The organism is Pseudomonas sp. WS 5010 (genome assembly GCF_012985565.1).
Lineage (GTDB): Bacteria > Pseudomonadota > Gammaproteobacteria > Pseudomonadales > Pseudomonadaceae > Aquipseudomonas.
In genome coordinates, this window is sequence record NZ_JAAQWQ010000002.1 from 168,178 (window position 1) to 192,669 (window position 24,492).

23 protein-coding genes are annotated in these 24,492 nt (G+C 59.4%); 7 read left to right on the top strand and 16 right to left on the bottom strand.

From position 1 onward, the window contains the following. Positions 1-143: 143 nt before the first annotated feature. Together HBO11_RS05630 and HBO11_RS05635 are read left to right on the top strand one after the other, a co-directional pair. Positions 144-1,313, top strand: a complete 1,170-nt coding sequence (locus tag HBO11_RS05630) for a p-hydroxyphenylacetate 3-hydroxylase oxygenase component (protein WP_169953023.1) — start codon at positions 144-146, stop codon at positions 1,311-1,313. A gap of 63 nt (positions 1,314-1,376) precedes the next feature. Next, positions 1,377-2,318: a p-hydroxyphenylacetate 3-hydroxylase reductase component gene (locus HBO11_RS05635; protein ID WP_169953026.1), complete on the top strand. Its 942-nt coding sequence runs from the start codon at positions 1,377-1,379 to the stop codon at positions 2,316-2,318. Positions 2,319-2,322: 4 nt separating this feature from the next. Here HBO11_RS05635 and HBO11_RS05640 read toward each other — a convergent pair whose 3' ends face one another. Further along, positions 2,323-3,216, bottom strand: coding sequence for a LysR family transcriptional regulator (locus HBO11_RS05640; RefSeq protein ID WP_169953029.1), 894 nt, complete (start codon positions 3,214-3,216; stop codon positions 2,323-2,325). Between the two features lie 131 nt (positions 3,217-3,347). On the opposite strand from HBO11_RS05640, the gene HBO11_RS05645 reads away from it, so the two are divergent. Then, positions 3,348-3,773, top strand: a complete 426-nt coding sequence (locus tag HBO11_RS05645) for an ester cyclase (protein WP_169953031.1) — start codon at positions 3,348-3,350, stop codon at positions 3,771-3,773. A gap of 53 nt (positions 3,774-3,826) precedes the next feature. On the opposite strand, the gene nfsB is transcribed toward HBO11_RS05645, so the two are convergent. From nfsB to HBO11_RS05665, 4 genes are all read right to left on the bottom strand, one after another. Beyond that, a complete protein-coding gene (nfsB, locus tag HBO11_RS05650; RefSeq protein ID WP_169953034.1) occupies positions 3,827-4,480 on the bottom strand; it encodes an oxygen-insensitive NAD(P)H nitroreductase in 654 nt (217 codons plus the stop codon). Between the two features lie 86 nt (positions 4,481-4,566). Further along, positions 4,567-4,878, bottom strand: a complete 312-nt coding sequence (locus HBO11_RS05655; protein WP_169953036.1) for an antibiotic biosynthesis monooxygenase — start codon at positions 4,876-4,878, stop codon at positions 4,567-4,569. Between the two features lie 127 nt (positions 4,879-5,005). Beyond that, complete coding sequence (locus tag HBO11_RS05660) at positions 5,006-5,899, bottom strand: glycine betaine ABC transporter substrate-binding protein (protein ID WP_169953038.1); 894 nt, start codon at positions 5,897-5,899, stop codon at positions 5,006-5,008. 46 nt (positions 5,900-5,945) lie between these two features. Further along, on the bottom strand, positions 5,946-7,109 hold the full coding sequence (locus HBO11_RS05665; RefSeq protein WP_169953040.1) for an L-dopachrome tautomerase-related protein: 1,164 nt from the start codon (positions 7,107-7,109) through the stop codon (positions 5,946-5,948). 316 nt (positions 7,110-7,425) lie between these two features. Between HBO11_RS05665 and HBO11_RS05670 the strand changes: the two genes are divergently transcribed. Both HBO11_RS05670 and HBO11_RS05675 read left to right on the top strand, forming a co-directional pair. After that, positions 7,426-8,385: an AMP-binding protein gene (locus HBO11_RS05670; RefSeq protein WP_169953042.1), complete on the top strand. Its 960-nt coding sequence runs from the start codon at positions 7,426-7,428 to the stop codon at positions 8,383-8,385. A gap of 92 nt (positions 8,386-8,477) precedes the next feature. Next, positions 8,478-9,911, top strand: coding sequence for an FAD/NAD(P)-binding protein (locus HBO11_RS05675; RefSeq protein ID WP_169953044.1), 1,434 nt, complete (start codon positions 8,478-8,480; stop codon positions 9,909-9,911). Here the strand turns inward: HBO11_RS05675 and HBO11_RS05680 are convergent. The 9 genes from HBO11_RS05680 to HBO11_RS05720 form a co-directional block, all read right to left on the bottom strand. Beyond that, entirely contained in the window at positions 9,885-10,817 is a 933-nt protein-coding gene (locus tag HBO11_RS05680) for an ornithine cyclodeaminase family protein (RefSeq protein WP_169953046.1), read from the bottom strand. The genes HBO11_RS05675 and HBO11_RS05680 overlap by 27 nt on opposite strands. A 7-nt stretch (positions 10,818-10,824) precedes the next feature. After that, positions 10,825-11,361: a MaoC family dehydratase gene (locus HBO11_RS05685; RefSeq protein ID WP_169953048.1), complete on the bottom strand. Its 537-nt coding sequence runs from the start codon at positions 11,359-11,361 to the stop codon at positions 10,825-10,827. Next, positions 11,358-12,221, bottom strand: a complete 864-nt coding sequence (locus HBO11_RS05690) for a CoA ester lyase (protein ID WP_169953050.1) — start codon at positions 12,219-12,221, stop codon at positions 11,358-11,360. The genes HBO11_RS05685 and HBO11_RS05690 overlap by 4 nt, the downstream gene beginning before the upstream one ends. A gap of 1 nt (position 12,222) precedes the next feature. Then, positions 12,223-13,389, bottom strand: coding sequence for an MFS transporter (locus HBO11_RS05695; protein WP_169953053.1), 1,167 nt, complete (start codon positions 13,387-13,389; stop codon positions 12,223-12,225). A 43-nt stretch (positions 13,390-13,432) separates the two neighbouring features. Further along, positions 13,433-14,617: an aminotransferase class I/II-fold pyridoxal phosphate-dependent enzyme gene (locus HBO11_RS05700; RefSeq protein ID WP_169953055.1), complete on the bottom strand. Its 1,185-nt coding sequence runs from the start codon at positions 14,615-14,617 to the stop codon at positions 13,433-13,435. A gap of 143 nt (positions 14,618-14,760) precedes the next feature. Beyond that, positions 14,761-16,020 (bottom strand): HlyD family efflux transporter periplasmic adaptor subunit, encoded by a 1,260-nt coding sequence (locus HBO11_RS05705; RefSeq protein ID WP_169953057.1) that lies wholly within the window; start codon positions 16,018-16,020, stop codon positions 14,761-14,763. Next, positions 16,010-17,491 (bottom strand): TolC family protein, encoded by a 1,482-nt coding sequence (locus HBO11_RS05710; protein WP_169953059.1) that lies wholly within the window; start codon positions 17,489-17,491, stop codon positions 16,010-16,012. Before HBO11_RS05710 ends, HBO11_RS05705 begins: the two co-directional genes overlap by 11 nt. Continuing rightward, positions 17,484-18,683, bottom strand: coding sequence for an ABC transporter permease (locus HBO11_RS05715; RefSeq protein ID WP_169953309.1), 1,200 nt, complete (start codon positions 18,681-18,683; stop codon positions 17,484-17,486). The genes HBO11_RS05710 and HBO11_RS05715 overlap by 8 nt, the downstream gene beginning before the upstream one ends. After that, a complete protein-coding gene (locus HBO11_RS05720) occupies positions 18,680-19,387 on the bottom strand; it encodes an ABC transporter ATP-binding protein (protein ID WP_169953061.1) in 708 nt (235 codons plus the stop codon). The genes HBO11_RS05715 and HBO11_RS05720 overlap by 4 nt, the downstream gene beginning before the upstream one ends. Before the next feature lie 354 nt (positions 19,388-19,741). Here HBO11_RS05720 and HBO11_RS05725 point away from each other — a divergent pair, with 354 nt between their 5' ends. After that, a complete protein-coding gene (locus HBO11_RS05725; RefSeq protein WP_057445041.1) occupies positions 19,742-20,497 on the top strand; it encodes a TetR/AcrR family transcriptional regulator in 756 nt (251 codons plus the stop codon). A 142-nt stretch (positions 20,498-20,639) separates the two neighbouring features. Here HBO11_RS05725 and HBO11_RS05730 read toward each other — a convergent pair whose 3' ends face one another. Next, positions 20,640-21,704, bottom strand: coding sequence for an FUSC family protein (locus HBO11_RS05730; protein ID WP_169953063.1), 1,065 nt, complete (start codon positions 21,702-21,704; stop codon positions 20,640-20,642). A gap of 139 nt (positions 21,705-21,843) precedes the next feature. Next, positions 21,844-23,469, bottom strand: coding sequence for an NADP-dependent glyceraldehyde-3-phosphate dehydrogenase (locus tag HBO11_RS05735; RefSeq protein ID WP_169953065.1), 1,626 nt, complete (start codon positions 23,467-23,469; stop codon positions 21,844-21,846). Positions 23,470-23,609: 140 nt separating this feature from the next. Here HBO11_RS05735 and HBO11_RS05740 point away from each other — a divergent pair, with 140 nt between their 5' ends. Further along, positions 23,610-24,473, top strand: a complete 864-nt coding sequence (locus HBO11_RS05740; RefSeq protein ID WP_169953067.1) for a Dyp-type peroxidase — start codon at positions 23,610-23,612, stop codon at positions 24,471-24,473. Positions 24,474-24,492 lie beyond the last annotated feature (19 nt).

A 24,492-nucleotide genomic window follows, 5' to 3' on the forward strand; every position in this document is an offset into this window, starting at 1 on the left:
GGAACGTGCATTTTGCGCTGCGACCAAGCGCCACATACTGGTCGCGTCGTTACGAACGTTCCCGGTTGTTTTAAGCCTCCTGTCCCGTGAGCGGGGTGCAGGCTGGCCAGGAATGGGGATATCCAATAATAAAGAGAGCACCCATGAAAAAGCCAAATCCTCTGCTGGAAGACCTCAAGTCGGTCTTGCCCACCATTGCTGCCAATGCCTTCACCGCCGAGCATGATCGGAGCGTGCCTGCCGAGAACATCGCGTTGCTCAAGGGGATCAGCATGCATCGCGCGTTTTTGCCAAAAAAATACGGTGGCATGGAAATTTCACTGCCGCAGTTTGCCCAGTGCATCGCGCTGTTGGCCGGCGCTTGCGCGAGCACCGCGTGGGCGATGAGCCTGCTGTGTACTCACAGCCATCAGATGGCAATGTTTGCGGCAAAGTTGCAGGACGAGGTCTGGGGCACAGACCCCGACGCAACCGCCAGCAGCAGTATCGCGCCGTTCGGTCGTACCGAAGAAGTGCAAGGTGGCGTGACCTTCAGCGGCGAGATGGGCTGGAGTTCGGGGTGTGACCATGCCGAGTGGGCGATCATGGGCTTTCGTCGCAAAAATGCCCAAGGCACCCAGGATTATTGCTTCGCCGTGCTGCCGCGCAGTGACTACACGATTCGTGACGACTGGTTTGCCGTGGGCATGCGTGGCAGCGGCAGCAAGACCTTGATCGTCGACCAGGCCTTCGTCCCCGAGCACCGTATCCAGAAGGCCAGGGACATGATGGAAGGCCAGTCGGCCGGCTTTGGCCTGTACCCCGACAGCAGGATTTTCTTCGCCCCGTACCGTCCGTATTTTGCCAGCGGCTTCTCTACCGTCAGCCTGGGGATCGCCGAGCGCATGCTCGAGGTGTTCCGCGAAAAAACCAAAAACCGTGTGCGTGCCTACACGGGTGCGGCGGTCGGCGCAGCGACCCCTGCACTGATGCGCCTGGCCGAGTCTACCCACCAGGTGGCCGCTGCCCGGGCGTTGCTGGAAAAGAGCTGGGAGGAGATCGCCGAGCACAGCGAACGCCACGAGTACCCGAGTCGCGGCACCCTGGCGTTCTGGCGGACCAACCAGGGCTACGCCACCAAAATGTGCATCCAGGCGGTGGACCGGTTGATGGAGGCGGCAGGCGGTGGCGCCTGGTTTGAATCCAACGAGTTGCAACGGTTGTTCCGCGACGCTCATCTCACCGGGGCGCATGCCTATACCGACTACGACGTTTGCGCACAGATCCTGGGGCGTGAACTGATGGGCCTGGAGCCGGACCCGACAATGGTCTGACCGACCACTCTTTACCTATAAGAACAATCAGGGCAGGGCCATCGGCCTGCCCGGGAGTCTTGCATGTCTATTGAAAATCCAAGCAGCGCATTCGATACCCGCGCGTTTCGCCGCGCCCTGGGCAATTTCGCCACCGGTGTCACGGTGGTTACGGCGGCTGATGCCAGCGGGCGCAAAGTCGGTGTGACCGCCAACAGCTTCAACTCGGTGTCCCTGGACCCGCCGCTGATCCTGTGGAGCATCGATAAACGCTCGACCAGCCACGAAGTGTTCGAGACTGCCAGCCACTTTGCGGTGAACGTGCTGGCCGCCGATCAGATCGACTTGTCCAACAACTTCGCCCGGCCCAAGGAGGATCGCTTTGCCGAAGTCGAGTACCAGGCCGGCGAGGGCGGCGCGCCGATTCTGGCTGACTGCTCGGCACGCTTTGAGTGTGAGAAGTACCAGCAGGTAGACGGGGGTGACCACTGGATCATGATTGGCAAAGTGGTCGCGTTCGACGACTGTGGTCGCTCGCCCCTGCTGTATCACCAGGGCGCCTATTCCATGGTGCTGCCGCACACCCGCATGACCAAGCGCGAGGAAGGCCAGGCACCGAGCAGTCATTTCCAGGGCCGCCTGAGCCATAACCTTTACTACCTGATGACCCAGGCACTGCGGGCCTATCAGGCCAGCTACCAACCGCGCCAACTGAGCACCGGCCTGCGCACCAGTGAGGCGCGGATGCTGATGGTGCTGGAGAACGACGCTGGCCTGAGCCTGGCCCAGTTGCAGCGCGAAGTGGCAATGCCGGCACGCGAGATCGAAGAGGCGGTGAACAACCTCAAGCGCAAGGCGTTGGTACGCGACGATCAGGAGCGGGTCAAACTCACCCCCAAGGGCATCGACGAAACCGAGTCGCTGTGGACCATCGCCCGCGAGCAGCAGGACCAGGTCTTCAGCCAATTCAGCGATGAGCAGTTGGAGACCTTCAAGACGGTGCTCAAGGCGGTGATCCAGCACTGATTGCTCAGTCCAGGTGCTGGAAATGCTTGACGATAAAGTCGATAAACACGCGGGTCTTGGCCGGCAGGTGGCGTCGTGAGGGATAGACCAGGTTGATTTCCAGGCGGGGCAGGTGCCAGTCGCACAAGACCGGCACCAGGCGCCCGGCGACGATATCGTCGTGTATCACGTAGGTAGGCTGTGCGAGGATGCCCAGGCCTTGCAGCGCCAAGGAGCGCAACAGATAACCGTCGTTGGACTCCAGCGCAGGAGTGACGGGTACGGTGATGGTCTGGTCGTTGCGCTGGAAAGTCAGCTCGTAGGGATCGCTGGCATAGGTGTAGAGCAACAGTGGGTGGTCAGCCAGGGCCTGTGGGTGTTCCGGGTGGCCGCAGCGCTCGAGGTAGTCTGGCGCTGCGGCCAGCAGGCGACGGGTGTCGGTCAGGCGGCGGATCACCAGGCTGGAGTCGGGCTCGCTGTCACGGGTGCGCAGGGCGACGTCGATGTTGTCGTCGATGATGTCGTGGTAGCGGTTCTCGGCCACGATATCCAGGCGCACATCCGGATATTGCGCCTTGAACCTGGGCACCAGCGGCAGGATGTGTTGCAGGCACAGGGACAAGGACGCGGTCACGCGCAACACCCCGGCCGGATGGTTTTTGCTTGCGCTGACCGCCTCGGTCGCACCTTGCATCGCCGTGAGGGCCGCCTTGGACTGGGTATAGAACGCCTGGCCGACTTCGGTGACGAACAGGCGCCGGGTACTGCGTTCTATCAGCCGCACGCCCAGGCGATTCTCCAAGGCCGCCAGGTGCCGGCTGGCGGCGGCACTGGACAGGTCCAGGGCGTCGGCGGCCTTGGTCACGCTGCCCAGTTCCACGACCTTTACAAACAACTCATATTCGGTCCAGCGATCCATCAGCATTGCTCCGCTGCGCGCAAGTGTGTTTTCCATCTACAGAGTTTTTCGGGTGTGTGGTGCCGGTTAACCTTTTTTTGCCCCAGGCAGTCTAGCCGTTGGGTGCAGGGAAAAACTTGATCGGAGTCGAAATGAGCAAGAATCTGGATACAGTGAAGAAGTACTTCAAGTATTGCGTCGATGGGAAGGATGTTGAGCGTGTCGCGCAGTTTTTTGCCGATGATGTGGTGGTTCATCGCCCCGATTGCCCGGCGCCTATCATCGGTGTCGAACCTTTCAAACAGGCCTTGCGCCTGAACGTCACCGAGCGCTACGACTCGATCGTGACCACCTTCCAGAAAGAGGTCGTGGCCGGCGATGTGGTGGTGGTAGCGCTGATGCATCACGCCAAGGGCTCGAACACCTGGCATGGCTTTGATGTGAGCGGCAAGGACTTGGCCTGGAGCGCGCTGACCTATTTTCGCTTCAATGCCCAAGGCAAGGTGGTCGAGGAAATCGTCGAGCGCAATGAGCTGTTCATGGCCAGGCAGCTCGGCATTTTTACCAACGGCGCCTAGCACTTTGCGCGGGGCTGCCGGGCCCCGCGCAAGCGCGCTGATTGTCACGGCGATCAGATAAAATCGAACAGAACCTGGGCAGGCAACCGGGACTTTGACAGGCGCGCGTTGAAGTCTTCGTTGCTGCGATAACCCAGGCTCACCACGACTGTGCTGGTAAACCCGCGTTCGCGCAGGCCCAGTTCGGTATCCAGCACCTTGCTGTCGAAACCTTCCATGGGTGTTGCATCAAGGTCCAGTGCCGCAGCCCCCAGTAACAGGGTACCCAGGGCCAGATACGTTTGTTTTTCCATCCAGTGCTGGACGTCCTTGAGGTCGTAGCGATGCAGGTTGACAAAGTTGCGTCGTCCTCGGTCCTGGCCTGCCTTGGCTTGCGCGTCGTGAAAGCGCCCATCGCTGGCCTCTTGACTGAGCAAGGCCTGCAGGTACTCCTCGGACATCTGGGTGCGGGTACACAGCACCAGCACATGGGAGGCGTCGAGGATTTTTGCCTGGTTGAAGCCAAAGGCACCTTCCACACTGTGGGCAATGCGCGCCTTAGCGTGCTCACTTTCAGCGATCACAAAGTGCCAGGGTTGCGAGTTGACCGACGAGGGACTGTTGCGCAGTTGTTCCAGCAAGGGCTCCAGGGTGGTTTTGGGAATCTTGCGTGAAGCATCGAAGAGTTTGGCGGTGTATCGGCGTTTGGAAAGCGTGAGCATGTCCATCATTAGATCCCCTCTGTTAGCTGAAGGTTTTGAATTGAGTTGCTGTGGTGTCCACCCCCTTGAAGCGGGGGTGGACCGGGCTGCTTTCAGGCAATGGCCTGGTAGAAATTCACTTGTGCCTCATCCAGGTAGGCGAGGATCTTCGCCGGCAGGCGCTCGGTAGGCTTGGCCGGGCCGAAGGCCTTGTAGAGGGTTTCAAAATGCGCGTGCAGGTCCTCGACGCTTTGCCATTGTTCATTGAGGAAAAACTTGTTGGGGTTCTCTTCGTCCTGGTGCCACTGATAAACCACGGCCTTGTCATGCTGGTGCGTGAGCTTTTGCGAAACGGCGGCTACATCACGGAAAAACTCGGCCTGTTTACCGGCTTTGATGGTGCCGCTGAACACTAGATAGAGCATGGTGGATTCCTCATTGGTAGGGCATTGCAGAAAGCCTGCAACGCCAAGTTATTCCCCGTGGACAAAGGCTTGTAGCCCGCCCGTGGCGAATTCAGAATGCGTGAAGTGCATCGAAAGACGCGCCTGTTCAGGCCAGCGGCGCCAACCAGCCACGCAAGGTTTGAGGGTGCCTTGCCAGCCAGTCGCTCGCGGCTTCGTCAGCCGACTGTTCGCCACGATTGAAGGCATCGTCGAGCTCGGCAACGATGGTGTTCGACAGGCGAATATTGTCCAGCACCTGGATCTCGGCGGTCGTCAGCAGCGCCAGGCGATCCTCGCGCGCCAGCAGCACGGCGCGGTCGACGCTGCCGAGCAAACCCTTGGGGTCCTTGAGGTCGCGGATGTGATAGCGATGATGCAGGAACTGTGGATGCCACAGCGGGACGATGCCCCATCGCCGCTGGCGATACAGGGCCTCAAAGGCGTCAATGCAATCATCCTGGGTGCCTGTACGGAACAGGTACCCGGCGCGGCCCAAGCCGTACTCGTCCATGATTTTCAGCGAGAACCGGGTAATCCCGGCGCCTGGCCCGATGCCCTGGATCAGTGGGTTCATCCGGGCGCGGACTTGAGGTTTGAGCAGGTCCTCGATGGAGGCCACTTCGTGCTCGTTCACGTAGTCAGGCACCCCCCACAATGCATAGGGCTCGTAATGCAGGCCCAGTTCACGGGTAGGCGTCACCGCGTCGATCGTCTGCTTGTAGATCCCGTGGCTGAAAGGAATCCAGGCTGAGGCAATCATGTCGATCGTGCCTTCGCGCAGTCGCTTGAAGTTGTCTTCGTGCAGGGCATATTGGCGCTCCACGGTCAGGCCCATGTGTTGCATGACCTGCGCGACTACCGCTGCAGTAGCGCGGTGGAACGACAGGTCGGTGACGCCCAGCCGTACACGCCGTGAGCCGTTGGCGATGTTGGCCCGGGCGAAGTCTTGATGGGTCACGGGCAGTTTTTTACCCGGACGCCTTGGTGTGGTTTTACCCATGGTTGTGCCTTCAGGATGATGAGCGGTGAGGGGGCTGGTCCGTTGCCTAGCGCGTGGGCGCCGGCGCCGCGTCAATCTTCACCCGCAGCAGGCTGTAGGGTTTCTGGCGCAGATCCTTGCCTGCGTGAAAAATGCCCTGGCGATGCAACTGGTTGGCCATGAAATACAGATAGCCGTCGGGGCCGATCGACAGGGTGTCGGGCCAGAGCACACGCGGGTCGTGGACGATGGTCTGCCACTGCCCATTCGCCAGGCGTTTGCGCACGCTGTTGTGTTCATAGTCGCCGGCATAGAGGGCTCCGGAAGCGTCTGCCTCAAGCCCATCGGAGGCGCCTTTTTCGCCCAGGTCCTGGACTGCCATGTCGAGCCGCGTTTCGCTGACCGAAGGATCCCGCAGCAGCGCGGTCGGTACCGAGTACAGATGGCGGCTGGACAGCGGGCAGAAGTACAAGGTCTGGCCGTCAGCCGACAGGGCGATGCCATCGGACGCTACTGCAAAGGGCCGGGTGCTGCCGTCGGCGTTGCGAACCTGTAAGACCTGGCCTTCGACCTTGGGTACGAAGGTCGGATCTACGGAGGTCGAGGTGGCGCCACTGAGGCGGCGGATGGCGGTACCGCTGGCAATGTCCATGACGATGATCGCCCCGGGACCGCTGAGCGAGGAGTCGGTGATATAGATCACGCCTTCGTCCCCCACCCGAAAGTCAAAGCGCATGTCGTTGACGTAGGTGCTGGGCAGCATCACGTTTTTCGGGAAGACCAGGGTCTTGACCACTTTATTGCTGGCCAGGTCGACGGCCACCAGCTTGGCGCCGCCTGGTGTTGGCGATGCGAAGCCGGGGGCGGCAGTATCCAGGATCCAGATACGCCCGCGACCATCGGCCACCACACTTTGCACGCTGATAAAACCCTTGGCCGGGTCGTTCGGGTTGGCCTGGTTCATCGCCAGGTCAGGATAGGGCACGACCTCGCCATTGCGCAGTTCACCAACGGTGAATGGCACCGCGTCGCCCCATCGTGGAAAGTTGACAAAAATCCGCCCGTTTTCGGCAACGCTAACGCCAGTAGGCATGGCGTCGTGGAAAGCGAACACCTGCTCGATGACGCCAACGGTTTGTTCACTGGGCAACGACGAGCGCTGGGCCGCATGGCTGTCGAGGGCAATCGTCAGGGCCAGGGCCGACCAGATAAAGGGGTGCTTGAGGTGCATGAAGAGCTCCAGGATCAGCAGGTAAGGGCGCGTTGTGGCCCATGGTGTGCGTTCCCGGCATGTGGAAAAAGCCACTAATGGCGCTAACAGTTTCATCGCAATCGAGAAAGTGCAGGTGTTGTTTGCCAGCCAACAGTCAATCAACAGTTTGCTGGTTTACGGGGCAGTGGAGTGTTCACGCGGCCATTGCGATGCAAGGACTCAAGGGGTTTTCAATCTTGGCGTGACTCCTGCAACGGCGCTTGCCTGGCTGTTTAACGCAAGACCGCGGAGCACGGACCACCGCACGCGCCTTCCAACGATAGGAGCAGTCCCTATGAGCGTGCATAAACTACGACCAGCGCAGGCTGTGAAATGGCCCGCCGAGTGGGTAACGGGCCTGCCCGAGGCCCTGGAGCAATTGCAGCGCTGGGCCCAGGTCCGCCCGTTGCACTGCGCGTTGCGCCACAAGCGGCATGGCCGGTGGTATGCCTGGCGCTGGATCGATGCCCTGCGTGATGTGGAGCGCCTGGCCGATGGGTTGCGCCAGCACGGGTTTGGCGAGTATTCGCGGTTGGTGGTGAGCGGGCCCTTCGAGCCCAATCTGTTGCTGCTGGCCCTGGCGGCCCAGGCCATTGGCGGGCAGGTGTTGACGCTGTCTGACACCCTGCAACCCAGTGCGCTGCACGGGCAAATCTGGCGGGTGCGCCCCAGCCATGCCTATGTCCCGGACCGTCAGCAGTTGCAGCATTGGCTCATGGTCGTTGGTAGCAGCGCCGCCCCGCAGGTGTTGATCAGCGATCAGCAAGTGCCTGGCAGCGAGGTGGTTGGCTTCGCCCGGCTGATCGGCCCGGTGGAGGCGCTGCAACGCCTGAATCGTTGGTGGCAGCCCAGCGGCGAAACCGCGTTATGGAGCGAGGAGGGCACGCACTGGCAAGGTGGCCTGGCGGTGCTGTTCGAACAATGGCTCAACAGCGGCCAGGGCCTGGCTTTTGCGCAAAGTCCCGGCTCTGCCCGGCGTGACCGCAGCGAGGTGGCGCCCACCGGTTTGCTGTTGTCGCCGGCCAGGTTGCAGCACCTGGCTGACGAGATCCAAGGCAGCCTTGAGCCCCGCAGTACCTGGCGCCGGCGCTTGCACGACTGGGCCCTAGCCCACCCGCAGAGCGGCCTGCACCAGTTGATCAGAAACCAGCTGCGACGGCGCCTGGGTTTGCAGCGGTTGCAGTTTATCTGGCAGGCCTCCAGTGTGCGCCAAGGCGGTCAATGGCTGGATGAACTCAAACGCGATAGTGCATGATCGGGCAATGCATCACACGGCGGCGTCCCAGGTGTTGGGCGCCAGGCAATTGGCATGAAATTTATCCGGGCATACGGTAAGGGCGCATTTACATGAGTGAAACCGAACGCGGACAGGCGACAAAGGCCATCCGCAACGCCGATGTGCTGATCATCGGTGGGGGGCTGAGCGGCACGATGCTGGCCGTGCAGTTGCTGCGTTTGCCTGGCACCCGGCAGATTCTGGTGATCGAGCCGCGCCCGGAGCTTGGGCGCGGTGAAGCCTATAGCGCGGTGGAGCTGGGACACACCCTCAATGGCAACGCGGCGCGAATGAGCGTGGACCCGGACAACGCCGATGACTTGACCCAGTGGTTGACCGAGTACATCGCTGCCGGCGGCTGGCCAGAGTCGGACCAGCAACATGTGCCTGTGAGCGAGCTGTTCCCACCCCGGGGGATTTTTGGCCTGTACGCGCAGCAGCGCCTGGCGCAGGCCCGGGCGGGGTCGGCGTCGACGGTGGAGCATGTTCGCGCCGAGGTCGTCGACGTGCAGGTGGAGCCGGTGGGTGTGCGCCTGACCCTGGATGACGGCCAGCAATTGCGCGGCGCCCAGGCGGTACTGGCCACGGGGATGTTCCCCGCGGCGCGCACGCCACAAACCCAATCCAGCGGCTTGAATGCGGCGGCGGTTGACCCGTGGGATGTGCAGGCGATGACGCAACTGGACCCCCAGTCGACGGTGCTGATCATCGGCTCCGGCCTGACCATGGTCGATGCCGTGGTGTCCCTGGAGCAGGCCGGCCATCGCGGGCCGATCGAGATCTTTTCGCGCCATGGCCTGTTGCCCCATGTGCGCCGACAACCACCGGCCTGGGCGGATTTTCTCGCTGAAGATCACCGCCTGCGCAGCCCGCTGCAATTACTGCGGGCAGTGCGCCGTCAATGCCACAGCGCCCAGGCCCAGGGCATCGACTGGCAAGCGCCACTGGATACCGTGCGTGCCCATATCGGCCGTTTGTGGAGCCAGGCCAGCGAACGCCAGAAACGCCAGTTCGTGCGCCATGTGCGACCCTGGTGGGAGAGCCATCACCATCGCTCGCCACCCCTGAGTGCGGAGTTGGTGGCGCGGTTGCACGAGCAAGGGCGCCTGCGGATCCATGCTGCGTCGTTCCTGGGCCTGGAGCCCACAGTAAACGGCGTGGTGACCCTGCGCCTGCGCCGTCGGGGCGAACAGCACATCACCCACGTCAGTGGCGCGGCGTTGATCAACTCCAGCGGGATCGAATATGACTGGCGCCGCGTGGCCCGGCCTTTGCCCCGGCAACTGCTGGCACGCGGCTTGATCAAACCCGGGCCATTGGCGTTGGGGATCGCAGCGGATGCCTCGGGGGCGGTGCTGGACGCGCAGGGAGTGGCCAGTGAGCGACTCTTCGCCATGGGCCCACCGCTGCGTGGGATGTGGTGGGAGAGCACGGCGGTGACGGATGTGGCAATCCAGGCCAAGGCACTGGCATGTCGTTTAGGAGCCTCCGCTTACCACCTTTAGCTTCTTCAGGATTGCGATGCAGATGCACGCGTCCTGAAAAGCCGTCCCGACCGAAGAAAAAATCGTGGTCTCGCGTTGGTGAACGGCATACTGGCTGTTCAGCATTTGAGCAATGGATATTGAGTTTTGGTGATAATCCCCAGCCTCTTCAATCGCGGCTTTTCGATCCTCCACCATTAAGATCGCCCGGTGCAGAAGCTCCAACGGGAACTCACGCGACACCAGTGTGTGCTTGCCTATCGCGTTTATATGGGCGCCCTTTGCTACGTCGCAGGCAGAGAACAAGGGGGCTGCGCAAGTGGTCGCCGTGCAGATGATGTCGGCGCCTGAGACTGCCTGGCGCACGCTATGGTGGCTGATGTATTCAATCTCACGGACGAACCGGTTTTTTGCGTCAGCTATAAAACGCTCTGTACTTGCCTGGCTTGTAGAGCAGACGGCCACCTGCTTTATCTTTCTGACGCTCAACACAGCCTCAAATACCGCCATTGCCTGAGCACCTGCGCCGATGACGGCAACTTTTTTGGAGTGGGCCATTGCCAGCAAATCAGTCGCCAATCCTGCAGTGGCACCGGTGCGTAGAGCGGTTATGGCTGCTGCATCCATTTGGGCTTTTATCTGCCCTGTAGCGCCATCTTGTATAACAATCACTCCACCTATAGATGGTCGTCCATAGGCTTTGTTGAGCAAGTGATGAGATACAATCTTCACCATAAATAGATTGTGAGCGTGAGAGTAGTAGGGCATTACTCCAAATGTTGCATGTTTTTCCTGGACTCTCACGATAGTTCGCGCAGGGTTGTTGTCGCTTGAACTGCTGTATGACCGATAGTTTTCACGGAGTACGTCAATCGCCTCTTCCATACTGAGGGTGTTTTTTATCAAAGACTCATCGAGGATTTTCATAGGCCACTCACCCCAAGGGTACTTGGTCGAGAGCAATCAGAAAGCTGCGCTCGTAGGATAAACATATTTGCCCGTTGGCCTTGAGCCCTTTTGTCCGGACCGTAACTATGCCTTGCCCGGGGCGACTGGCGGAGGGGCGTTTGTGGATGACTTCGCTTTCTGCATACAAGGTATCGCCAACAAAAACCGGGGCTATCAGACGGACATTATCCCAGCCCAAATTGGCAATTGCTTTCGCGCTCGTGCTCGCCAGGCTCATCCCGCCAACAATTGAAAAGGTCACCAGGCTCGATACCAGTATTTGCCCAAATTCGGTTTGTTTTGCATATTCTGCATTGATGTGGGTGGGGTGGTTATTCATACAGATTAACGACATCCAGACGTTATCCGCTTCTGTCACCGTGCGGCCTGGCCGGTGTTCAAATATGTCGCCAATGATAAAGTCTTCGAAGCCAAGCCCATGATCCTCACGATAGCGTCCGGGACCGACTTTGGTTAGTTTACTTAGTGCCTTGCTGCCGGGGAGCGATTGATTGATGTTCATGCTGGCTTCCTATTGGTTCTTGAGAGCGATTCGTTAATTGCCAAAAGCCTGCGGGCCATGATTTCGAAAGGAGGGCCGAGCATTTCCCCATCTAAGGTGGATATTGCTGTTGTTGGTTCGGCTGCTTCGAGGCATTTGATAATGGCTCGTGCTTTTTTCAGTTCGATTGCTGTCGGGGTAAATAATCTATTTATCAGTTCTACCTGAGTTGGATGAATGGCAATTTTCCCCGAATAGTCAAATTCTTTGGCCAGTTCGATTTCTGCTCTCAGCGCTTTTTCGTTGTTCAGTTTGAAACAGGGCGAGTCAATGACCATTAGCCCCATGCTGAGGGCGGCGATGGCTATATCGCACTTGATTTGGGTAAGTGCGCGCTCTGCAATTTTGAAATTGATCTCTGATGAGAGGTCAGCACTACCTAAAATCAAGCCGCGCAGGCTTGTTCTTTCATTGATAATGGAGTCGATGCAGCGCAATCCTTTTAACGTTTCGATGATTGCAAAGGTTTTTACTCGTTGGCCAGTAGCGCATGTCAATTCATTAAGGACTTTCAGTTCGCCGGCTGACTCTACTTTGGGGATGATTAAATATTCGGGGGTGATGTTGTGGTCCAACAAGAAAACCAGGTCTCTGATGCCTTCGGATTTGGTGAGTGTGTTAACTCTTATCGCTAGATTACGTCGGTTGCGAATAGAGTGGTCCAATGCCAGCAGTTGCTCGCGTGCAAATTGCTTTTTGCACATGGGGACTGAGTCTTCCAAGTCCAATAATACGATGTCGGCTTTAGATTCAATGATTTTCCGTTCTATATGCTTTTGGCTCGCGGGCATGCATAGCCAACTTCTAGTCAATGTGTCCATATCAAGCCTCTCTTTTCAGAATGAGAAGTGCCGTGACTACACCAAGTCCACCGAGGCATGCCGTGAGCAGTGCCACAGTTTGAATACCGTAAGGGATAAAAAAAGTCGCAAGAGCGCCAAATGTTAATGCTACCAATTGTTGTAGGAAGCTAAATAGCATCATTGGGTTGGCGCCGGGTAACCCGTTTACTGCCATGGCTGCTGTACATGGGTAGAGCGTCGCCTGGGCGTACCAAATAACCAAGTAGCCGCCAATAACCAAGTGGATTGACATGTTTTGCCAGGCGGCCAAAAACAACACGCTGCTCGAGGCGACTAATAGGCAGGCGCCAAAAATTGATAATTGGCAAACACTGACAGCACTCAAGGCTCGCCTTACAGTGAATGCACCTAAGTAATAGGCCAGCCCCAGCCACAAGCCGAAGGTGCCATAGTCGGCGCTATTCCAGCGGAAGTTGGAATGAAATACGTACGCTCCGATACCTTGATAGACAATAAAAATCCCATAGCCGCAGCCTCCTAAAATGACGGGTAGATAGAAGCTGGGCTGGGTTGCAATGGCATAGTATTTCGGCGTTAATGCGGATTCTTTTACTAGTGTGTCCAGTTTGTAAAGGTGGCTGCGTATGTTAAGCGCTAGTGCGCTGATAAGTATCACTGCGATGATCATTAGGCATGGCAGCGCAATCCAGTTAAGGCTTGACACCAGGAAGCCGCCCACTACTTGCCCGCCGATAAGTGCAAGAATAAATGAATAGGATAATACAGACAGGTTTTTCGCAAGGGCCGCCCCTGATGAGATGTCCGTTAACAGTGCCCGGCCGATCAGAGCACCTCCACCAGCACCTAAACCTTGCGTGAATCGGGAGAAAAAGAATGCCTCGGGGCCAAAACTGAATAAAGACAGCGCGCTACCTACGAGTAAGATTGCGCAGCAAACGAGAACTGCAGTGTAGCGCCCGAAACTGCGAATGAGGCGTGACATAAAAGCTATCGGTAGTACAGCGCCACCCAAATAAAATAGTAGAATTTTATAACCCTTTGCTTCTTCTATATTCAGTTGCGGGGCGAGTTGGGTTGTTGCAGGTATATACAGTGTTACACCAAGCTGGGCGATTATGGTCGTGCAACATGCGAGAAGGAGTACCCGCTGGGTGGATGATGACATGTAAATTCCCTTTATTACGACGTCCTAAGGTACTGGGTTGCCTCTACAGTATTGAGTTTACCGCTGTGCAAAACTGTTTTAAGTTGTCTGAGGCCAGGTTTGCCCTGAGCATGACGCGCAGGCCTGGAGTTGATCTGGGAACGACAGGATAAAATAACGGTGAGGTATAAAATCCAAGCTTCATGAGTTTTGTCGCAGTGGTGATTGCATGTTGCTCATCACTCATGGGAATCAACCTGATAGGTAATCCATCTCCTGCCAAGGTGGTCTTGATGTGGGTGTCGAACAGTTGGATATTGGTCGTCAATTTGTTTTGCAGGCGTTGCAGTTCTGTGGATTTATGTATTTTTGCGGACGCGATGATTGCACCCAAACCAGCTGTGTTGATTCGTTGGGACCAAGAGAGAGGGCCGCCAAATCGCAATAAGGCAGATTTGCTAATCGACGCATCAAAGAAGATCGCCCCGCCAGATGCACCAAAGCCCTTGTTCAATGATGCAATTATCATGGTATTGCTGTTGAGTGCGCCCATTGTATTGAGAGCTAATCCGCAGCCATTTACGCCCTGTGCCGACAGGCCATGAGCTTCGTCATACAGAACAAATAAGCCGTACTTGTCTTGCAGGGTCATTAGTTCCGATATATTGGCGCATCCTCCCGTGCTATAGACGCCATCCGCGATGTAAGCAACCCGTTGCTTTTGCTTGCAGCAGTCTTCCAGGAAGTTCAAGTCATTGTGCGGTGCTGTCATGACTTCGGATTCATCTGCACAAACGGCTTTCATCAAGCTCAAGCAGAAGTGTGCGGATTGGTCAAAGACCATTAGCGGCGGGATATTTTGTGTAAATACACCTGCAGCAAGTAAAGGAAGCATTGCTGCGGCGGCCGAAGCGCATGAAACCGTCGTCAGCACCTCGACGCAGAACAGATCTGACAGTGCAAGTTCTGCCTCTTCCAATAGAGGTAAACAAATTCGAACGCGGGAAGTGGAGGAGTTTAAGGTTTGCGACGAGTCTAGTGCAGCTATTGCGCCCTTCAAGATTTCGATATTGGAGTCCAGGCCAAGGTAGGAGTAAGAGCACATGTTTATGAATTTGTGGTCATCGACTTGCATGAAACCGTCCCCGAGGTTATCGGCGACAATTGCGCTCATTCGGGCTTCTTGTGTTCGACTCCAAAATAAATCACCGCCGGCCAGCATTTTTTTGATGTTTGAATAACGATTCATATTGCGCACCTGTCGCCCAAGGCAAAACGGATGACCATACTTTTCTAAGGAGTATTTTTTTACAATATGTTATGAGGCGGTAATTTTCCTGTATTTGCGTAGGCAAATTCCTCAAATGTTTTTCCGGCACCGTGCACAGGGCTTCACAAGCCCGTTTTGATAAACCCAGGCTTGAGCCCGAACACTTCCACCCCTTGGGCTGTCGATTGTCCCGTGGTGATTTTCACCCGCTCCACCGGCTGGTTCATGGCAGCCCGATATTGCACCGAAAGTCCGTCGTCCCCCTGGCTGATCGCCTGGGCCGGCACGATGATCGCCTGGGCATTGTTGTAGGTCACGATGGTCAGGCGTGCGCTCATGCCCAGGCGGACCCTTTGCAGCTGTTTCTCAGTCAGTTTGGGTATGGACAAGGTCACCGGGAATTGCGCACTGCCCTGGCTGTCATTGGCGATCGCCAGGCCGCTGACCACGCTGACTGAGCCGCTCAGGCGCTCGCCATCAAACCCGTCGCCCATGACTTCCACCGGCTGGCCCTGATGCAGCTGGTTGATATCCAGTTCCGAGACTTTGGCAACGATTTTCAGGCGTTCGATATTGGCCAACCCGAACAGCACCTGGCCCTGGCTCACCTTGCTCCCCGCCTGTACCGGCGCGTTGTTGCTGGCGCCGCCTTGGGGGGTGGAGCTGCCCGGTGGGGGCACGACGATCCCGGAAAACGGCGCCTTGAGCTCCTGGCCGTCGAGCAGTTTGCGCAGGGCTTCGTACTTGACCGTGGCATTGGTCAGCTCCATATCCGCAATCTGGCGGTACTCGCCCTTGCCCTGTTCGAGGGCCGTTTGCAGTTCACTGCGCGCGGCGATCAGATCCAACTGTTGCTGTTGGGCCTGTTGCTTGAGGTCGTCCAGTTCGTTGCGCGGGATGATGCCGCGCTTGAACAGGCTGTCGCTTTCAACCAGTTTGCGCTGGGTGTTGTCGGCACTCATTTGCGAGGTGCGCAGGCTGCGCCGGGCGCGGCTGACGGTGGGGCCGCTGTCCCAGTCCTGCATTTCCTGCACGGTACGCCGGGCCTTGAGCTGCGCGGAGAGCGCTTCGCGCAGTTGTACTTCCAGGGTGGCCGGGTCCATGCGCAACAGGACCTGGCCGGTTTCGACCCGCTGACCCTCTTGCACCAGGTTGGCTTGCACGTTGCCATCAAAGGGCGCGGTCAGGATGACGGTGGCTTCCGGTTCGATCTTGCCGACCAGGCCGATCTGATGCACCAGGACGTCGCTCTTGACCTCCTGCCATTGCTCGGCCGTAGCGGTCTGGTTGGCGGCGGGCGTTGTGCGACTCAGCAGTACGAATCCGCCCGCGCCCAGCAGTATCAACAGTCCAGCGCCCAGCAGGGCTTTTCTAGTAGTCATTAAGGGCAATTTCCCAACTTTCCAAGGTCATGCCCAGCGTCAGGTCGAGCTGGGTCTGCGCATTGAGGTAAGCAATCAGGGCGTTGAGACGGGCGTTCTCGGCGTTGCGCAAGTCCGCTTCGAAGCTCAGCACCTGGAAGTTGGTGGAGCGCCCGGCGGCGAGTTTGTCGCGCTCGATCTCGATCTTGCGCCGGGACAGGTCCACGGCCCGCTGGGCAATTTCATACTGGCGCCAGCGGGTGCCAAGGTCGCGTACCACGTTATTGACGCTGCGCTCCAGTTCCTGGCGCGCGTCGGTGATCAGGATCGCCTGGTTTTCCACATCGACCCGTGCGCGGACTTCGGCCTGGCGGGTACTGATATCGCCGATGGGAATGCGCACCTGGACCCCGGCGTAACTGTCCCAGCGGCGGTTGCTGGTGCTGCCGGCGTCGTTGTCCGTGTTGGCCCGGATCTGATTGGCGCCGCCCACCAGGTCGACCTGCCAGCGCCCGGAATCCTTGGCCAGTACCAGGTTGAGGTCGGCCTGTTGGCTGCCCAGCAACGCCTGGAGATATTCGGGCTGCTGGTTTTGCGCGAGGTTGAAGGCCTCGCGCTTGTCGATGTCCATGCGTGTGGCTTCCAGGGCTTCGGTGGCACGGATCGGGGTCGCCAGGTCCAGGGCCAGCAGGCGCAGTAACGCCAGGCGGCTCATGTCCAGCTGGTTCTGGGCTTCCTCGACCCCCAGTTGCTGGGAGGCGATGTCGGCCTCGGTCTGCACGATTTCGAACTCGGCCATGCGCCCGGCATTGATCAGTGCCTTGTTTACGTCCAGCAGGGTGTTGGAGCGCTTGAGCGCTTCCTGGGTGATGCTCAGTTGCTCCTGGGCACGCAGCAAGTCGCGGTAGGTGGCGATGATCTGGCTGATGGTCTGTGCGACGTTGGCCTTGAGGTTCAGGCGGTTGGCCTGCTCGGACAGGCGTGACAGGCGCAGCGGGGCGGTGGTGGCGTCCCAGCCGGCGCCGCGCATCAGCGGCTGGATGATGGCCAGGTCCAGGCCATCGCTGCGGTAGCGCCCGGCGCGGTTGGCGTTGTTCAGTTGCTGGGTCCAGCCCATGCTCAGGCGGGTGCCGTACTCGCCGAGCAAGCTGGTGGTAGGTGACAGGTTGGCATTGCGGGCGCGGTCGTCGCTGCCTTGGGTGGTGCGGTAGGTACTGTTGAGCACCAGCTTGGGGTTGAAGGCATCTTCGGCCACCCGCAGGTCGAACTTCTGCGCCACCCGTTGCAGGTACGCGCTGCGAATCGCCGGGTTGTTGCGCAGGCCCAGGTACACCGCGTCGCCCAGGGTCAGGGTAGTGAGCTGGGCATTGAGCGAGACACTGCGCTCATAGCCGCTGCGCGTGGTGGTCGGCGCTGAAGGGCGGATCACGATATCGGCGGCCACGCAGGGCAGGCTCAGCAGGGCCATCAGCCACAACAAGGGCTTATTCATCGCGCAGGGCCTCCACCGGCTGCAAGCGTGACGCCGAAACGGCCGGGTAGATCCCAAAAAACAACCCCACCAGCAACGTACTGCCCACTCCCAGGGGCAGCGCCAACACGGCCAGGGAAAACTGCCAGCCCGACAGCCAGGCGTATAGATAGGCTGCCCCCATGCCCAGTACCGCGCCACACAGTGCGCCGACGGCGGTGAGGGTGACGGCTTCGAGCAGGAACAGGTTGCGGATGTCGCGCTGGCGAGCGCCAAGGGCCATGCGGATGCCGATTTCCCGGCGGCGTTCCGAGACATTCATCAGCATCACATTCATCACGCCGACCCCGCCGCCCACCAGGGAGATGGCGCCCAAGGCCAGCAGCAGATAGGCGAATGTGCGGCTTTGCCGGGTCATGCCGTCGATCATTTGCTGGGGGATCTGGATCTCGACGGTGTGCTCCGTGAGTTGCGCGCCCAAGGCCTTGGTGGCGCCTGCCGCGATGCGCTCCATGTCCTGGCCGGCTGCAGCGCGCAGGACCACGCTGCCGACCTGGGGTGAGGAATAGATGCGCAGCATGCCTGGGGCAGGGATGAACAGTGACTCGTTGGTTTGCACCGGGATCAGCATCGACCGTGGCTGGTTCTGCAGGATGCCGATGATGAGGAACAGATAGTCGTTGACCCGCACCCGGTCGCCCAGGCGCAACGGGTCACCGGGCGCGCTTAACGCCTGGGCGATCTGGTCGCCGATCACCGCGAAGGTTTCGCCGCTGTCGAATTCGGACAGGAAGCGCCCTTCACGCAGCACCAGGCGCATGGCGTCCTTGAGACCTGGGGTGCTACCAACCAAGCCGGCGTTGGTGGTGCGGCCATGAAAGACGACCGGCCCGCTGAACGAGGAAATCGCGCCGATGTGGGCGATGCCCGGCACCGCCTCGCGTACGGCTTGCAGATTGAGGCGGGTGGGCATATGCGCGGTGCTGTTGCCCTTGGGTGGGAACTGCGCCACCAGGGTGTCGGTGCCCATGTCCTTGAAAATCATCGCCGCATCTTCGGCGGCGTTATGCCCGATATTGATCAGCGCGACCACCGATGAACTGCCGATGACGATCCCCAGCAAGGCCAGGATCGAGCGCTTGCCCAGGGTTCGCAGGCTGACAAATGCTTCATGCAACAACTGGCTCAGGCTCTGTTCGACCCGCAGGCTCATACGCATTCAGCCTCATGGACCACGCCGTTGCGCACCAGGATCTGGCGCCTCAGGCGTGCGGCGATATGCGCGTCGTGGGTGACGATGATCAAGGTGACACCCTGCTCGCGGTTCAGGGCCAGCAGCAGGTCCATGATGTCCTGGGCGGTGTGGCTGTCGAGGTTGCCGGTGGGTTCGTCAGCCAGAATCACCGCCGGTGCGCCCACCAGCGCCCGGGCAATGGCCACCCGCTGGCGCTGGCCGCCGGACAGGTCGGCGGGGCGGTGGTGGGCCCGTTCGGCCAGGCCTACCTGCTCAAGCATATGGAGGGCCCGCGCCACCGATTCCTGGCGCGACACACCGCGATAGGCCAGGGGCAGGGCGACGTTATCCAGGGCGCTGAGGCGCGGCAGCAGGTTGAAGCTCTGGAACACAAAGCCGATCTGTTGGTTGCGGATCGCGGCCAGTTGATCTGGCGTTGCGTGGAAAATGTCATGGTCGGCGAAGCGATAGGCGCCGCAGTCGGGCAGGTCCAGCAGGCCGAGGATATTGAGCAGAGTGCTTTTGCCGGAGCCCGAAGCGCCGAGGATGCCGCAGCTGTCTCCACGGGCGATGGACAGGCTGACATCATTGAGAATGGCCAGGTGCTGTCCGGCCAATTGATAGCTTTTACCGATGCCTTGCAGGGAAATAAAGCCTGGGAGCGTTGGGGTATCTGTCATCATGACTACGCCTTGCGCTGCGGCAATCCGACCTGCTCCTGAAAATTTTTGTAACATCTTCAGGGCCTGCGTGGCGGCTGCCAACAGCTGGTTTTTATTCTTGTTTTAAAAATATTGTTTGAATAGTAACCGTGATCCAGCGGCTTCGCCAGCCACAGAGATAGAGCGGTTTTTCTGCTGCTAGAGCCGATACCGGTGGCTTGAAAACGCCCGGGCCAACCCTTGGCAAACCGTTGCGAGGGTAACCATCAGTGCGTTTGGATAGTATGGTGCAGTGTCACTACTTGCTTTCGAGCACCCGCCCCGGTATAAAAAATCAAATTTTTTTTTAAAACATATTTCCCCCGTGGAACTTATATGGTCGCGAAGAAACTCAGCGCTCCAAATGTAACCAAGACTCGACTGCTGGATGCGACAGAGGCTCTCTTCATCAAATACGGCTACGACGCCGTGTTATTGCGGCAAATCACTGAGAAGGCTCAGGTCAACCTCGCCGCGGTAAATTATCATTTCGGGGACAAGGACTCCCTGATGAAAACATTACTCATGCAACGCCTGGAGCCGCTCAACGAGCAGCGCCTGGAATTGCTTGCCCGCTGCGAGGCAGAGTCTGACGGCCCGCTCGATTGCGATACCTTGCTCGGCGTGCTGTTCGCCCCGGCCATGGGCCTGGAGCGCAGTGATCCGGCCAGCGGCGAAGGGCGCTCTTTCATCCGCTTCCTTGGCCGGGTCTATAGCGATACGTCGCCGTTTATCCAGGAATACCTCAAGGTCCACTACCAGCCGGTGTTCCAGCGCTTCTTTGAAGCCTTCGCCCTGGCACTGCCCGACCTGCCGCGCAATGAGCTGGGGGTGCGCCTGCAATTTGCCTTGAAGGCGATTTCCGGGGTGATGGCCGGCACCGAACTGCGCCTGCTGATGAACTCCATGAGCCTGGGGCGCCCGGCTACGGATGCGGAGGTGATGGCCAAGCTGATCACGCTGGTCTCGGCGGCCATTCGTGTACCGCAGCAAAGCCCGGAAGCCGAAACGGCGCTGGCGCGGGTGCTTGATACCCAGCGGGCGATTCGTGGCCAGTCCGCGCTGCCGGCAACGGGCAAAGTCGCGCGCTGATCAAATGGCACGCAAAAAAAAGCCCGCTGGGGCGGCGGGCTTGATATGCAACGTTTGTAACGGATGAGGCTTCACAGTACGTCTGCGGATGTGAATAAAACGTGAAAAAAATGTGGATCCAATATTAATTCACAACGTTTTTTCAGATCTTCCACGCCTTGGCGCTTTTCGCCAACCGGGCGTGCATCGCGTCGACATTTGCCGCCAGTTGCGCGGTCAATAGCCGATAGCCATCCAACGCGCTGTGCACTGGAGCCTCCAGGGGGGCTTGAGGATCAGGCGCAGCAAGGTTGGTTCGTTCCAAGCGTTGCGTGGCTCCCGATTGCAGGGCCCGCGCCATCCCGATCAACTGCACGCGAATCTGCCGATGCTCGGCCTTGAGTGCCAGCTGCAAGCGCGCCATCGCCTGTTCATCCCGTGGATCGGGGCGCGTATTGCCAAGTATTTCCAGGGTGCTGATGCACATCCGCAGGTGGCGTTGGATCGCATCCAGCTCGGTCATGGAAATCCGCACCTCCTTGGACACCGAGGGCATCAGCGAACGCAGTTGCAACATTGCCGCATTCAAACGATTGAGCAGCTTGAGATGCTCATCATCGGTAACCGATTGGCCACTGATGATCCGGCTGTAGATCGCGGCGCAATCGCGCAGGGCGCTGGCCAGGTTGTAGCGCCAGGAATACACCGCATACAGCGGCAGGGCGAAGGAAAACGCCAGGGCCAGGGCAATGCCGATCAAAATGTCGACCGTACGCCACAGGCCATCGGACAGCGGGTTATCCCCGTGGCCGGCGACGATAAATACCGTGATCCCCGATAGCAACGCGGTGTACCCACCCTTGCCGATGGCGTGATAGGAAAAGAAGCCACACACCACCGACATCAACAGGTACGTCAACAATGGCTGGCCGAAGTACGCCTGTTGCGCTACCAGCAACAGGCCCACACTGGCACCGATCAACGTGCCGTAGGCCCGTTCCACGGCTTTCTTGCCGATATTGCCGTGGTGCTGCAAGCCGCCAATCACCACCAGCATGGTCACCGAGGCCCATTCACCATGGGGCAGGTTGATACCGGTGGTCAGCAGGATGGTCGCGAGCAGGCCGATGGAAACCCGTACGGCGTGGATCAGTTTGGCATGGCGATAGCGGCGATATGGGTCGAGCAGGGGCCGCAACAGGCGGCGGGCGAAGGGCGGCAGATTCATCGGGCTTAAGCAGGCCTCATCTTTAGATGTTATGCGGTCCAATGTGGGAGCTGGCTTGCCTGCGATAGCATCACCCCGGAGCAACTGATACACCGAGGCGCCTGCATCGCGGGCAAGCCCGCTCCGACATGGGAGCAGTTTAGAAAATATAGTCGGTGGTCAAGAAGCTCGACGCCCGGTCGCGAATGATATCGCTGATCAGTGCTTTGTTGTTGTCCTGGAACTTGGTTGCCACCAGGGTGCGAATCGAGAACACCCGCAGGGCGTCATGCACCGACAGCGTGCCCTCGGCCGAGTTCTTGCGGCCATTGAACGGGAACGTGTCGGGGCCGCGCTGGCATTGGGCGTTGATATTGATCCGGCCCACCTGGTTGGCGAAGGTGTCCACCAGGCGCCCGACGTGTGCCGGGTCGGTGCCGAAGATACTCAGCTGTTGGCCGAAGTCCGATTCCAGGACGTAGTCGATCACCGTGTCCAGGTCGCGGTAGGGCACGATCGGTACCACCGGGCCGAACTGCTCCTCGTGATACACGCGCATCTGCGGGTTCACCGGGTACAGCACCGCCGGGTAGAAGAACGAGCCACGGCTGGCACCGCCGTTGGCGTTCACCACCCTGGCCCCGTGTTGCACGGCATCGGCCACCAGGCCGTTGAGGTAATCCACCTTGCCCACTTCCGGCACCGGCGTCAGTGAGACGCCGTCCTCCCATGGCATGCCCGGCTTGAGGGTGGCGAGTTTCTGGTTGAATTTCTCGATGAAGCGCTCGACCACTGACTCATGCACAAACAGGATTTTCAATGCGGTGCAGCGCTGGCCGTTGAAAGACAGCGAACCGGTGAGTGCTTCGTTGACTGCGTTATCCAGGTCGACCTCTGGCAGCACGATGCCGGGGTTTTTCGCATCCAACCCCAGGGCTGCACGCAGGCGATGGGGGCGCGGGTGCAGCTTCTTCAAATCACTGGCCGCCTTGTTGGTGCCGATAAACGCAAAGATATCCACCTTGCCGCTGGCCATCAGCGCACTGACGGTTTCCCGCCCGCTGCCATAGATCACATTGATGACCCCGGCCGGGAAGCTGTCGCGGAACGCTTCCAGTAACGGGCGGATCAATAGCACGCCGAGCTTGGCCGGCTTGAACACCACGGTGTTGCCCATGATCAGCGCCGGGATCAGCGTGGTGAAGGTTTCATTGAGCGGGTAGTTGTAAGGGCCCATGCACAGCGCCACGCCCATGGGCACGCGGCGGATCTGCCCCAGGGTGTCCTGTTCCAGCTCGAAGCGGCTGGAGCGGCGGTCCAGCTCCTTGAGGGCGTTGATGGTGTCGGTGATGTAGTCACAGGTGCGGTCGAACTCTTTCTGTGAATCCTTGAGGTTCTTGCCGATTTCCCACATCAGCAGTTTCACCACGGCATCGCGCTGTTCGCGCATGCGCCGCAAAAACGCCTCGACATGCTGGATCCGCTCGACCACCCGCATCGTAGGCCATTGACCCTGGCCACGATCATAGGCCCGCACTGCTGCGTCGAGGGCGAGCAGGGCGGTTTCGGCGTCCAGCAAGGGCGTGCTGCCGATAATCACTGGCGTGTCGCCGTCAGCGCCCGCCAACTGGACCGGGCTGCGCACCTGGGCCAAGGGACCGTTCCAGATGCGCAACTGGCCGTCGACCAGGTAGTCGCGCTGTTCGATGGGGGCGGCGAGGCGAAATTGCTCGGGAATGTCATTGGCGGTGGGAAACAGATTGGCAAGCAGGTGATTGGTGGTCATGTCGCTACCCCTGGAGTGGTTGCACAGCTTGAGTCAGAGATTCCTCCATCCGAGGGCTCTGTTGCAAGGCTTACACGTATTTCCCTACGCACAGTGGGGCTGTGCCGGGTAAACTACGCGGCTTTCTTGAAGGAGTTCATATGAGTCAGTACCAGCCGGGCATTCTTGCCGCACCGGTGCCGTTGCAGGCACGCCATCTGTTTTTTGCCATCGAGTCCATCGACGCGGTGCCGGCTGCGCTCGACGCGTTGGTACAGTTGGCCGACTCGGCAGTGGTGGTGGGGTTGGGTGAGCCGCTGGTCAATGCACTCGGCGCCCGCATCGAAGGGCTGCGCAGCTTCCCACACGTTTCGGCGCCCGGTGCCAACAACCCGTCCACCCAGCAGGCGCTGTGGTGCTGGCTGCATGGTGAAGACCGTGGTGAATTGCTGTTGCGCAGCCGGGCCTTTGAAAAGGCCCTGGCGCCGGCGTTTCGCCTGGTGCAGATGACTGAAGGTTTCCGCTACAAGACCGGTTTTGACCTGACCGACTACGAAGACGGCACCGAAAACCCCCACGACGACGCGGCAATCGAAGCCGCCGTCGCCGGCAGCGGCGCCAGCTTTGCCGCGATCCAGCAGTGGCAACATGACCTGGACGGGTTCGCCGCCTTACCGGCCGAGGAGCGTGACCACATCATCGGGCGTCGCCATGGCGATAACGAAGAGCTGGACGACGCCCCCGAGTCGGCCCACGTCAAGCGCACCGCCCAGGAGAGCTTTACCCCCGAGGCCTTTGTGGTGCGCCGCTCCATGCCCTGGGCCGAAAACGGCCAGGCGGGGTTGATGTTCCTCGCGTTCGGCCATTCCTTCGATGCCTTTGAAGCCCAGTTGCGCCGCATGAGCGGCCTGGAAGACGGGATTGTCGACGGCCTGTACCGCATCAGCACGCCGTTGACCGGTGGTTACTACTGGTGCCCGCCACTCAAGGACGGGCACCTGGACCTTAGCGCGATCTGCGCCTGACCCGCTTGCCGCCGAGAGC